Here is a 12,244-nt window from a genome sequence, read left to right as displayed (position 1 = left end):
GAATGTTAAAAATACGCCTGCCGAAAAATAAATTAATAAGTAAATGAACATTTACTTACTTTTGTAATCAAATAGTCTTTATCTCCAAAATGCGACATGCCGATGCGGCCTAAAAACACGGAAAAGGAAGAGGCGATACGCAGCATTGCCCTGCAAATCATAGCCGAACAGGGGCTCGAAAACCTGAGCATGCAACAGCTGGCCAAAGCGGCGAATATATCGCCCCGTACTATTTACATCAAGTATGAAAACAAGGAAGATCTCCTGGTTAAACTGTTTATCGATGTCGTATTGGGTGCTTATGAAAAGGCGGCACTGGAGGGCTTTTCGGAAGATATGGCGTTCCCGGAAGGCATCCGGAAAATTTGGGCGAATACCTTCAGCTATTTTAAAAAGAACCGGCATGCTTTTGTATTGATGGAATATGGTAAGTCTTCCCCCCTGCTCAATAAAGCATTCCGCGAACGGAATATAAAGGAGGGCAGTTCTTTCGGAACGGTACACCGCTTTCTGAGCCAAAAGGCTAAAGAGGGGATTATTGCGGAATACCCGCAAAAGGTTTACCGGGCTTTGCTTTTTGCGCCCTTATTGGACCTGGTCCACGAGTATTTCGAACACCGCGAGCGGGGCCGGCAGATCATTACCGAGCAGCAATTAATGGCCTGTTGCGATACCGTTATTAAAGGCCTGCAATCCTGATTTTTTTTATCCTGTAAAAATAAAGTACCATGCATACGATCAGCAATAAACAGATCGCTATAGTTGGCGGCGGCCCCGGGGGCCTCACCCTGGCACGGCTCCTGCAACAAGAGGGCGCCTCCGTCCGGGTTTACGAACGCGACCTTCATAAAGATGTGCGGGTGCAGGGCGCTACCCTGGATCTTCATGAAGAGTCGGGCCTGAAAGCCCTGGAGCATGCCGGCCTGATGGATGCCTTTAAGGCCAATTACCGGCCGGGGGCAGATAAGATGCGCATCGTGGATCAGCATGCGCATATCCTTATGGATGAGCAGGGCAGCGAGGCTACCGGCGCTTTTCGTCCCGAAATAGACCGCGGGCCACTGAGAAAAATACTGCTGGAATCGCTGCAGCCCGGTACCGTGGTATGGGACAGCCAGCTGAGCAGCCTGGAAAAGGCCGATGGCCGATGGTTGCTTCAATTCCGCAACGGCAGCACTGCAACCGCCGATCTCGTGGTGGCGGCCGATGGCGCCAACTCCCGTATCCGTCCCCTGATCACGGAGGCAAAACCTTTTTACTCCGGTATTACCGTAGTCGAAGGCGCGGTCTATCATGTGGCAACAGCCCTGCCGTATATCGACCAATTGCTGAACGGCGGTAAGGTGTTTGCTCTCGATGGTGTACGTAGCCTGATCGTAAGCACGAAGGGCGACGGCAGCCTGGCCTTCTATACCGGTTGCAGAACGGATGCGGACTGGGTAAAGGATAGCGGTATCGATTTCGCAGACAAGGACCAGGTACTGGCCTGGTTTCGCGATGAGTTTAAAGACTGGGATCCTTTATGGCAGGAGCTGATCGTTAATGCGGAAACTCCCCTGATGCCGCGGCCGCAGTACTGTATGCCGCCCGATCAGACCTGGACCGCCCAAGCCGACCTGACCATGCTGGGCGACGCAGCCCATGTAATGCCGCCTTATGCCGGCGAAGGTGTAAATATGGCCATGCTGGATGCGCTGGAGCTCAGCGAATGTCTTTGCGATGAACGTTACACCGATACCGGCGCTGCTATAAGCGCTTATGAAAATAGTATGCGGCAACGCATAGCCGAAACGGCTACACTTACCCTGGAGCAGACCGAAGCCCTGCATTCGGCAGGCGCTGCACAACATATGCTCAACCTGTTTAACGACCTGCCGGGACAGGCCTGAGTATAATCGTAGGATGCAACAGGCCGGAGTTAGTACTCCGGCCTGTTTTTTTTTATGCCTGCCGGATTTAAAAATAAATGCCCGGTACCAGGTCGGCCATTAAGCCCGGGTACTGCGGCGTCCAGCCGAGGGTTGCACGGCTTTGCGCACTGGATGCGGCACAGTCTATCGCGGCAAAATGTTTGAACCAACCGAAATGGGCTTCTGCGCCGGCTTCGTCTTTACCGGTCACGGGTAATTGCAGGCCTTTGCCGATAGCCGTAGCAATCTGCCGGAAAGGGATACCTTCTTCGGCTACCGCATGAAACACGCGTTGTTCCGGTTGTTGCTCCAGGATAAGCCGGTACATCTGTGCCGCATCCTGCCGGTGCACGGCGGGCCAGCGGTTGCTGCCCTCGCCGATATAGGCCGAAACGCCATGGGTACGCGCCATCTGGATCACCATAGGTATAAAGCCATGATCGCCCTTATCGTGCACGGTTGGCGGCAGGCGCAGGATATAGGCATTGCCGCCTTGTGCGACCAGGTTATGTACGGCTTCTTCAGAGGCCGCGCGGGGTGTGGTTTCGGCGCTTGCGGGGCGGTCTGCTTCGGTAACCAGGCGGTCCTGGTGCAGCAGGCCGATACCCGAGGTTACGATCAGTGGCCGGTTGCTGCCCGCCAGTGCCTCGCCCAGCGCAAGTATTACCTGGCGGTCTTCTTCGCAACTGGCTTTAAAACGGCTGAAGTCGTGGTTAAATGCCGTGTGGATCACCGCATCACATTGTGCGGCGCCGGTTTTTAAACGATTAAGGTCATTAAGATCGCCCTCGTGCGCTGTAGCGCCTGCTTGTCTGAGTTTTTCGGCGGCTTCGGCCGTACGGGCCAGGCCCAGTACCCCATGCCCCTGCTGCAGCAATTGTTGTACAATGGCGGAGCCTACAAAGCCAGAGGCCCCGGTAACGAATACTTGCATATGCATGGATTGATTTAGAATAGCAAAATTGCACCGGGGGCGGCGGAGAAAGGTGGTCATTTGACCATAATCTGTTTAACGGTGCCATTGCGCATGACGGATGCGCGTAAGGGTTTTGAGGGAAATGCCCAGGTAAGAAGCGATCATATGCAGGGGCAGCCTGGCCAGCAAGTCGGGGCTGGTGTTTACAAATTCGTTGTACTTCTCTTCGGGCGTGGCGCTCAGTGCGGAGAACAGGCGATGCCGGCTGTTGTGTATGTTGCGCGATACTAATTGTTGAGAAAATTTGGCCAGCACGGGTATATCGGTCAGCAGGCGATCGAAGTCTGTTTTGGTCCAGAGGAATAGTTCGCTGGGTTCTACCGCGGATATGCTGAAGCGGGCAGGTTCCTGCCGGTCGTAACTTTCAGCATCGAGCGTCCAGTGCAGTTCGGGTGCAAACTGCAGGATATGCTCCACGCCTGCCTCATCGGTGCCAAAGGTGCGCAGGAGACCTTGTTGTACAAATGTTTTATACCGGCAAACCTGTCCCTGTTGCAGCAACAGCTCGTTGCGCCGGAGGGTTCGGGGGCGGGCAGATTCCCTGATCCGGGCGATCGTGTCGTCGTCCAGGCCGGTATGCATACGCAGGTAAGTGTCCAATCCGGTGCTCATATCCTCAAAATTAGGAGAAATCTCTATGATGTAGAAAAACGATTGCCAACTAAATTATACGGGGAGGCGGCGCTTTCAAATTTTTAAAAAAAAGTAGTGCTGGCTAATAAAACAGGGCGAAGCTGCGTCTATTCTTTAATGGTCTTTGCCGTATTGCGCTGCAAGCGGTAAAAGACCAGGCAGACCTATAATTATTATTCCCGATACTTTATCGCCCGATATGCATCAATACTTCGCCGGACGCTGGCTCCACAAATCGCTAAAAAAAATCATACTCATCATCGCAGTAAGTATGCCTGCTCATTTTGTCCTGGGCCAGGCTCCGCCGCTGCAGCGTTTTTACGAAAACGCAAAGGTGGGTTACCGGGATGCACAGGGTCATGTGACCGTGGCGGCGCAATACGATGCCGGTAGTGAATTCAGTAATGGTTATGCGATCGTGGTGCAAAACGGGCGCAGGGGGTATCTCAATGCCGGGGGGCAGGTGCAGGTACCCTTGATCTACCGCGATGCCCAGCCTTTTACCGGTGGCTATGCCGCGGTAAAACTTGCCGACCGTTATGGGTTTATCGATGAGTCGGGATCCTGGGTAATACAGCCCGTGTACGAAGCCGTATATGCTTTTGCAGCAGGCAGGGCATTGGTTAAAAAAGATAACCTGTACGGCTTTATCGATACGACGCTCTGCGAAGTGATCGCGCCCCGCTATCGCCAGGCTACCGGGTTTAGCGAAGGGCTTGCCCTGGTATGGGAGACCGACGGCCGGTGCCGCTTTGTGGATAGCGGGGGCAAAGCCGCAATAGCAACGGCATTCGACGATGCCCGGCCTTTTCATGGTGGTAAGGCCGAAGTGCTGCGCCAGGGCAAATGGTATCGCATAGACCGGGACGGGCAGGTACTGGGTGAACTGATCCCGCAGCCTGCAGCGGTTGCACCTTAAGGAAGGCGCCCGCTGTTGTTGCTCCTGATTTTTCGTAACGTATTCAAGAAACATGAACATAAATATCCGGCTGAAAGTGCTTGTGTTGTTATGCCTGCTCCGCCTGCCCCTTTGGGCGCAGAGCGGTCAGTGGGTTTGGTTGAAAGGCGATTCTACTTTGTATAATTACGGGAACTATGGCGCCATTGGCGTGCCGGATCCTGCTAATAATGCACCTTACTTTTCCGGTTATGGCCACTGGACCGATCTGCAGGGCAACTTCTGGTGTATGGCCTATAACGGGCTGTGGCGATACGATCCCGTGGCTAATGTATGGACCTATGTACATGCTTCGGGTAGCAACGGCGTGTACGGCATACAGGGGCTGCCTTCTCCCCTGAACTATCCGCCGGCGCTTCATACACCTATATGCTGGACCGATGCCGACGGCGACTTCTGGCTTTTTGGCGGTACCAATAGTTCGGGGTTTAGCCTCGATGCGCTATGGCGCTACCAGGTGGCCACCGACGAGTGGACCTGGATGAAAGGTTACCCGGGCGTTACACCGGGTATCACCGGGGAACCACCGGCTGTATACGGAACCCTGCATGTAGCAAACGCCGCCAATACGCCGGGTTCTAAAGCCGGCACCGGCGACTATAGCGATTGGGTGATGGGTAATGATTTCTGGCTGTTTGGAGGCGGGGCTTCTGTGGGTTATCTTTCGCTGAAGAATGACCTGTGGCGCTATAACAAGGCCTCCAATAATTGGATATGGGAAGCGGGGGAGCAAGGCTTGAATGGCACGGGTAATTATGGCGTAAAAGGAGTTGCCAGTGCTGCAAATATGCCGCCCACCCGTGTTGCCGCCGCCGGTTGGAGCGACGGACAACAGCGGTTATTCCTGTTTTCGGGGAGCACTTACAATGCTCCGTTCAACGACCTGTGGCAATACGATATCGCTACCAGGCTTTGGACCTGGCTGGATGGCAATGCCGGTCCGGGTATCGGCGGGGGCACGGATGGCACCTATTGTACGGCCGATACCGTGCTGCGTATGCGGGCCCGCAACTGGTTTTCTGTAACCAAAGGACCTACAGGCTGCGCCCGTACCTATTGGGGATTTGGCGGTGGCATTGGCTCCCAGGTACCGCTTCAAAATAATTTATGCAACGATCTCTGGCTCATTAACGCCGATAAACAAAGCTGGATCAAGGTCAAGGGGTTTAGTACCGGTACACCCATCCCTTACCACTACGGCATAAAAGGTGTGCCCGCTCCGGGTAATTTGCCCCGGGGCCGCAGCAGGGCTGCCCTCTGGACCGATAAGGCGGGCAATGTATACCTGTTCGGTGGTTTGGTGCCCGATGCCCTTCCTAACCCCAATGTGCCGGCCAGTACACCGCTCAATGATCTCTGGAAGTTTACACCCGATTCCGCTTGTATCCGTTCGGGGCTTACCTCCGTGGGGCGCCTGGAGCCGCCTGCCGTCACCGAGCTTTGTGCCGGCGACAGTGCGCTGATGGCTATACCCGCAGGGGCGCAGGTAAGGGTAAGCCCGGCTGCCGGGAGTCGTATAGACAATGCTGCGGGTTATATCGTTTTTTACGGTGGCATTGCCAGGAGTCATGCTGTAGTTACCCTGCCGGATAATCCCTGTATGGGTTATGACTCCATTACCGTTACCCTAACCCTGCCACCGCCGCCCCGCGCGGCTTTTGCAATCAACCCGCTTAAGACTTACCTCAACACGCCCGTTAATTTTATCAACCAGTCTGCCCATGCGGTAAGTTATAAATGGTACGAAGCCGGGCGGTTGCTTGCTACTTCTGAAGACCTGGTACATCGTTTTGCCACGGCAGGCAAACATTGCCTCACCTTGGTGGCTACCAATAAATGCGGCGACCAGGACTCGGTAAGCCATTGCCTGGAGCTTACCGGCGATCCTGTAGTATTTGTACCTAACGCCTTTTCGCCCAATGGCGATGGACTCAATGATGTGTTTCGTATAGAGGGGGGGAACTTCAAACTCATTGCATTCGATATCTACAACCGGTACGGGCAGCGTATTTTCAATGCCAGTCATGCCTCGAAGGGCTGGGATGGTACCTTTAACGGGAAGCCTTGCGATGTGGGCACTTACTTTTATTATATCCGGTATGTAGAACAGGATCGCAGCGACGAACATGTGCTGAAAGGCGACCTGGCTTTATTGCCCTGATGCGGTTCCGTTACCTTGTACCTGTTGCGGCAGGTGCTTCTCATGCGATGGGCATGTGTTCCTGCATCGCTATGGGTTATGCTGTGCGGGCTTATTGGGGGCTATCCTGGTCTTAAGGCTATCGGATGGGTTCAGCGTTTCGATACGGGAGATGACCGGGACGGGTAGGTTGTATGCCCCGGAATTTTTTTTTACTTGCCCGGGAAGATAGCGCATGAGCTGGTATGCTTTCCTGAAGCCTGAAGGGAGCTTGCTATACCGGTACCTGATGCTCTTTGCGTTTTCTCAATGCTTCCCCGTTCTGTTTTTTAGTTGCCGGTTTGATTTGTAGCGCCTGCTTGCTCTTCGCGGATTTCCCGAAGCAGTTCTGCCATTTCCTGTGCTTCCCGCTTTTTGATGACTTCGTATTGCCGGTTTTTTTGCGCTTCATCGTTGATCTTGATATAGGTGTCCGGGAACAGCATAGCGATCCTGGTCTTTTCTTCGTTCGTGATTTTGCCCGAGAGCATCATCCATTCGATTTTTAATGTCGCCATTTGCTCCGGTATACGGATCGAATCTAAAAACTCTATTTCAATCGCTTCAATCGTCTTTAGCGCCAGGATTGCTTCCGGTACTTCGCTTACCCTGATCCTTATGGGTTCCGACCCGGACCTGCTCTCTTTTTTCAAACGGGCCAAATGAGGGTTTTGTTGCGGAGGGCTTACCAGCCAGCCGATCTGTGGTGTGAGCCGCATGGTTTTATGGTCCTGTTTCAGGCTGGTAAAACCGGCAATAAACTGCATCGGCAGGGTCTCTGTCCGGCCATCGGGCAAGACCTTTAGGAGTGAGAAGTCTACCTTTACCCGCTCATCCGGCAGGTCGTCTGCATTGCTGATACTTTTTAGATCGTTGCGTTGCCGTTTGTTGTTATAGGGAAAGAACTTAACGATCCAGCCGTCTATAACTTTAGGAGCGCCATATACTTTGCGGGTATGATACTTGAACATATTACGCCAGAACGGCCGGTCTGTTTTTCCCTCCGAGGCTTGTACGAATTGTTCCAGTAATGGGGCAAGCTCATCGATCCACCAGTCCAGGTTATACTTACGTAATAGCGCTGCTTTGGCTGCCACTTGTTTCTAGTCTTCGGGTGTGCCCTTCAGGGTTATTTCCGGGATGCCGCAGGCAACATAAAGAACAATATATTCAAAATAGGCCTTCGTGGATTCGAGCGCCGTTATCTGCATGGCCAGACGTTCTGAGGCACCTGTTGTCGAGAAGGTAGGGGCCAGGGTTGCAAATAACTCCGGGTCGCTACTTGCACCGGCCTGTTCCAGCAATTTCGGTAACAGGTTTTCCCAGGTGCTTAGTTTGCCGGGAGACGCTATTTCTTTTGACCCGACTACCAGGCTTTTCCTGCCTTCAAAATTCACGAAATAGCTGCGCAAAGCTTCTGCATTATTATTGACATGCTGTGCGAAACCCTGGCAGATCAGCAGCCATATCATATCCGGTGATAGTTCGAAGGGACGGTGTTCGGCATAGGCTTTGTACATGCCGTTAAAAAAAGGATGTGCGCCAAGGTATACCTGGTTGTCCCGGTCGATGCTGCTGACCAGGGCTTCCGGCGCTATCCGGGCGGTAATCTCCTTGCCGGGTAGTTCCGTGATCAAACCATCGGGACGCTTTAGCGCTTCGACCTGGAAGGTAATGCCCTTATCCTGGCCGCTGGCGGCCCAGGTAAAAGCTAAGCATAATAAGGTAAAGGTGTATTTAATCATGAACAGGAATACAAGGTTTATAGTTAAGACACTTGCCAGAGGCGTTTGGCTGTGCTGCCGGCAAGTTTTTTTTCCCGCCCGGGTATACATTACGATGCTATTACGCTTTTACGTTTTTACAGCCTGGCCACCGGGGCCGTCAATGATATCCTGTCGCGGTAGCGGGAGTTGCGGCCTGTTGTTTTATATCCTGTCGCGTTTGCTCATCTTATTGCCAATCGTGCGGGAAAGAGCTTGTGGAAGCAATCGTACTATTTAATGCGGTTGTCGGAGAGAAGCCGCGGGCGCAGAAAAACGGGTACACAAAAGCCTCACATTACTGTGAGGCTTTTGTGTGGAAGCTTGGAGGGCTTTCCTGGAGGGCGTTTTAGTGCCTGATTATAATTTTCCTGGTCGACATCAGGCCTTTGCTATTTTGAATACGCAGCCAATACATACCTTCCTGCAGGTGTGTAACGTCGAGCTGGATTTTATTACCATGTTCCGGACGGTTAAGCACAGCCTGGCCCAGCGCGTTCATGATATTGATGTGATAATTATCGGCCGCTTTTAATTCAATAACCAGTTCTGTATTCGCCGGGTTAGGATAAACGCTGGTCAGCAGTTCCGGTATTTCCCGTATGCTTGTTCCGCAGCTGACAACCAGTGATTGCTGTTGTGTCGTGATGTTACCTGCGCCGTCGGTATATTTCCAGGTTAAGGTATAGGTGCCTGCTACGGTAAACGTCAAAGAATCCGTGGTACCGGTAACAAGACCAAGACAATTATCAGTTGCCGTAGGCGGCGTCAGGGTATAAGGGCAATTAACCCTGAGGTCTGCGAGCTGCGCGGTATTGGCAACAGGGGCTATGGTATCGGCTATGGTCAGCAATTGCGTTTGGGTAATAGAGTCGGTACCGGAAACATATTTCCACTCGATGGTATGATTGCCCTGGGTATTATAGGTCATCTGGGTTGTTGTGCCGGTTACCGTACTGGTCCCCTTCGTAGCTGTAGGGGCCGTTAACGTAATGGAGCACTGTGCATACAAATGGGGGAGGCTCGTGGTATCCCAGCTGGGTCCGCCCGGCCAGGTGGTCAGGAACAGCTCGTTGGGTATCGCTGCACCTGTTACCGCGCCGGAGTCAATTTTGGTATAGTTGGTGCCATCGATTATTTCGAATAACCCGGGTGCTACATAAGCCCCGGCAGTGCTGTAGGCAAAGTCGCCGCTGGCGGGGTCTACGGTAAAGGAGCGGTCATACATTACCGAAAAACCGGTAAAAGGTGTGGTGTATACCGGCGCGGTGGGTACGGTCTGTGTGCTGAGGTCGTACACATAAAACCCGGAGCCGGAAACAAAATACAATTTGTTGGGGCCTACGCGTAAAAGTTTGGCATTGGAAAAACCGGTCAGCAGGATCGGCGCGCTCACCGTATTGTTGTTATTGACCTCGATCTTTACAAGCGCATTGGTCGCCCCGCTTTTGCCCAGCAGCCACAGGCATTGGTTTGCGGTGTCTTTAACCATGGTATTGATGCCGGTAAGACCGGTAACAATAGACCCGGTTGTAGCTTGGGTAACCGTATCGATCTTTACCACTTTAGTACCGTTGGCCACATACATAGTCGCGTTATAACCAATCATCGAATGTACGCCGGAAGCGAAATTACCGCCCGGGTCGGATACGTCTGTTATGGTGTGGTTGTCGATATTGACATATTTCACCACACTGGAATTGGCGCCTAATATATAAGCTTTATGATCGCTTACCATGCCGCATCGCTGTAAGCCGCCCAGGCCCGATGTTACGGTAAATACAGTATCCATGGCTGGGTAGTTGACCACTGCAAATTTTAAGGGCTGTGCGCCTTTGCCGCAAATCACGGCTTTGGTCTGCCAGAAATCGAAGTCCTGGAGCACATCGATGCTGTTCGTGGTGCTGTTTGCATTCTTATACAGGGGACCTTGTACCGTGGTGGCCTGGTTTTGACGTAATACGCGGAATACATCCCCGTTGGGCGTTCCGAAGTTACCTTCCGCTACCACCGTAAGCCGGTAGTTTTTGGAACTTTGTGCCTGCGCAAAAATGCCCGCACCCAATGCTATTGAAAGTAAAAATAGCTTCTTCATCGTTATTGTTTGTTTTAAAATTGACGAGTTAAAAGCTACCGGTTTGCAAACGGGTATGGAAGGGAAGCGCAACGCTGAGGGGTATACACAGGAAGTCTTTCACCCTTGTTCTTTCTCCGAAAACAAACAGGTAAGCCGCATCGGGCAGGTCTCCTGGCTTAGCCGCCTTATTTAAACCTTCCCGGAGTATCGTCCAGTGGTATTGACTAAATAAGTTTGAAGTACAGCGTTACAGTTGCGGGAACAGCTTTCGGTTTACACGAAATTCCCTTTTAAGCTCTCGTTGAGAGCACCAAAATGCGCCGCAAAGATAGAGAAAAGCAAGTTCCGGGTAACATGTGTTTTTTATCGTACTATGTCGTTACGGTTTCCCAGGGCGACCGAACTTATGTTCATTAAAAAAGTTCGTAGCGGGAGGCTACGAACAGGGGGGAGTCATAGCGGCTTGCCACAGCCTAATAGAATGCAAATGCTCATAAACACGCGAAAGCCTCCCATTACCGGGGGGCTTTCGCGTAAACGATGGGATTATTTACATCATCCCTTTAAGAACGAGGGATAACAAAAATGCTGTTGCTACGCTCCTTCATTTTTTGTTTCAGGACTGTCATCGCCGGCTGTCTGTAGAAAATCTATAGCAGCCGGCATCTCGAGGCCAGGAACCTGGTAATACGTAACAACCAGGTCCGGTCGCCATCAGGATGACTATGCTTAACTAAGATTCGATAAACGCCAAAAGATCTTTATTAATAGTCTGATGCTCTGTGGTCGGCATTCCGTGCGGGAAACCAGGGTAAGTAATCAGCTTCCCGTTTTTCAGCAGCTTTGCAGATTTAATTGCTGAATTCTCTATGGGTACAATTTGGTCATCTTCTCCGTGTAATACCAGGACGGGAATATCAACTGCCTTTAAATCTTCCGTAAAATCGGTTTCAGAAAAAGCTTTAATCCCATCATAGTGGGCAACGATACCACCCATCATTCCCTGTCTCCACCAGTTTCTCTGTACGCCTTCCTTTACAGCCGCACCTTCCCGGTTATAGCCATAAAAAGGGATCGTTAAGTCGATATAAAATTGGTTTCTGTTGTTTAACGTCTGTTCCCTGATATTGTCAAATACCTCCATGGGAACACCATCAGGATTAGCTTCACTTTTTACCATAACGGGCGGCACTGCACTGATTAAAACAGCCTTTTTCGCTCTGCCCTTGGCATATTTGTTTACGTAACGGATTACTTCGCCGCCCCCTGTAGAGTGGCCGATGTGTACTACATCTTTTAAATCTAAAAATTCCACCAGTTCAGCCGCATCAGCAGCGTATTGCTCAATAGTATGGTTATAGATATCCTGGCTGGAGCGACCATGACCTCTCCTGTCGTGCGCAATGACGCGATAACCTTTTTGTAAAAAGAAAATCACCTGTGCATCCCAGTCGTCAGAAGATAATGGCCATCCATGATGAAACATTAATACCGGGCCTTTCCCCTGGTCTTTATAAAAAATCTCTGTTCCGTCTTTTAATTTTAGTGTGCTCATTTTTCTTAAATTTTACGGTTTGTGATTGTTTAGTGTTTGGTAGTTTTTGCGGTAACTGTTTAACAAAAGTAGCGCGGGCAAAATCATTCCATCTTATCCCAGGTTAAGATCGTAAAAATTAATTGAAAATTAAATATGGTGGGCTCCTGTGCAATACCTTATTTTCAATTCCGGTACATCAGCTTTTGTCTTT

8 protein-coding genes, 1 pseudogene and 1 riboswitch are annotated in these 12,244 nt (G+C 51.5%); of the genes and pseudogenes, 4 read left to right on the top strand and 5 right to left on the bottom strand.

What is annotated here, in order from left to right; translation table 11 throughout:
* The first annotated feature begins 102 nt into the window (after positions 1–102).
* Both B0I18_RS21560 and B0I18_RS21555 read left to right on the top strand, forming a co-directional pair.
* Positions 103–699 carry a TetR/AcrR family transcriptional regulator gene (locus B0I18_RS21560; RefSeq protein ID WP_106524825.1) on the top strand — a complete coding sequence of 199 codons (597 nt, stop codon included), beginning with the start codon at positions 103–105 and terminating at the stop codon, positions 697–699.
* 29 nt (positions 700–728) lie between these two features.
* Positions 729–1,889 carry an FAD-dependent oxidoreductase gene (locus B0I18_RS21555; RefSeq protein ID WP_106524824.1) on the top strand — a complete coding sequence of 387 codons (1,161 nt, stop codon included), beginning with the start codon at positions 729–731 and terminating at the stop codon, positions 1,887–1,889.
* 67 nt (positions 1,890–1,956) lie between these two features.
* Here B0I18_RS21555 and B0I18_RS21550 read toward each other — a convergent pair whose 3' ends face one another.
* Positions 1,957–2,844 carry an SDR family oxidoreductase gene (locus tag B0I18_RS21550; protein ID WP_106524858.1) on the bottom strand — a complete coding sequence of 296 codons (888 nt, stop codon included), beginning with the start codon at positions 2,842–2,844 and terminating at the stop codon, positions 1,957–1,959.
* A gap of 75 nt (positions 2,845–2,919) precedes the next feature.
* Positions 2,920–3,498 carry a Crp/Fnr family transcriptional regulator gene (locus B0I18_RS21545; protein ID WP_106524823.1) on the bottom strand — a complete coding sequence of 193 codons (579 nt, stop codon included), beginning with the start codon at positions 3,496–3,498 and terminating at the stop codon, positions 2,920–2,922.
* A 220-nt stretch (positions 3,499–3,718) separates the two neighbouring features.
* Between B0I18_RS21545 and B0I18_RS21540 the strand changes: the two genes are divergently transcribed.
* The gene (locus tag B0I18_RS21540) at positions 3,719–4,438 is read left to right on the top strand and encodes a WG repeat-containing protein (protein ID WP_146146833.1); all 720 of its coding nucleotides are present in this window, start codon (positions 3,719–3,721) and stop codon (positions 4,436–4,438) included.
* 52 nt (positions 4,439–4,490) lie between these two features.
* Positions 4,491–6,638 (top strand): T9SS type B sorting domain-containing protein, encoded by a 2,148-nt coding sequence (locus B0I18_RS21535; protein WP_106524821.1) that lies wholly within the window; start codon positions 4,491–4,493, stop codon positions 6,636–6,638.
* A 308-nt stretch (positions 6,639–6,946) separates the two neighbouring features.
* Here B0I18_RS21535 and B0I18_RS21530 read toward each other — a convergent pair.
* The 3 genes and pseudogenes from B0I18_RS21530 to B0I18_RS21515 all read right to left on the bottom strand — a co-directional run bounded on the left by B0I18_RS21530 (position 6,947) and on the right by B0I18_RS21515 (position 12,051).
* Positions 6,947–8,401 (bottom strand): annotated as a pseudogene (locus B0I18_RS21530) (DUF4419 domain-containing protein).
* A gap of 367 nt (positions 8,402–8,768) precedes the next feature.
* On the bottom strand, positions 8,769–10,514 hold the full coding sequence (locus tag B0I18_RS21520; protein ID WP_106524818.1) for a T9SS type A sorting domain-containing protein: 1,746 nt from the start codon (positions 10,512–10,514) through the stop codon (positions 8,769–8,771).
* A gap of 126 nt (positions 10,515–10,640) precedes the next feature.
* A riboswitch (cobalamin riboswitch) is annotated at positions 10,641–10,826 on the bottom strand.
* A gap of 403 nt (positions 10,827–11,229) precedes the next feature.
* On the bottom strand, positions 11,230–12,051 hold the full coding sequence (locus tag B0I18_RS21515; protein WP_106524817.1) for an alpha/beta fold hydrolase: 822 nt from the start codon (positions 12,049–12,051) through the stop codon (positions 11,230–11,232).
* Between the last annotated feature and the right edge of the window lie 193 nt (positions 12,052–12,244).

The sequence above is a fragment of the Taibaiella chishuiensis genome (assembly GCF_003014535.1).
Taxonomy (GTDB): Bacteria; Bacteroidota; Bacteroidia; order Chitinophagales; family Chitinophagaceae; genus Taibaiella; species Taibaiella chishuiensis.
This window is presented reverse-complemented; position numbering and strand designations above follow the sequence as displayed.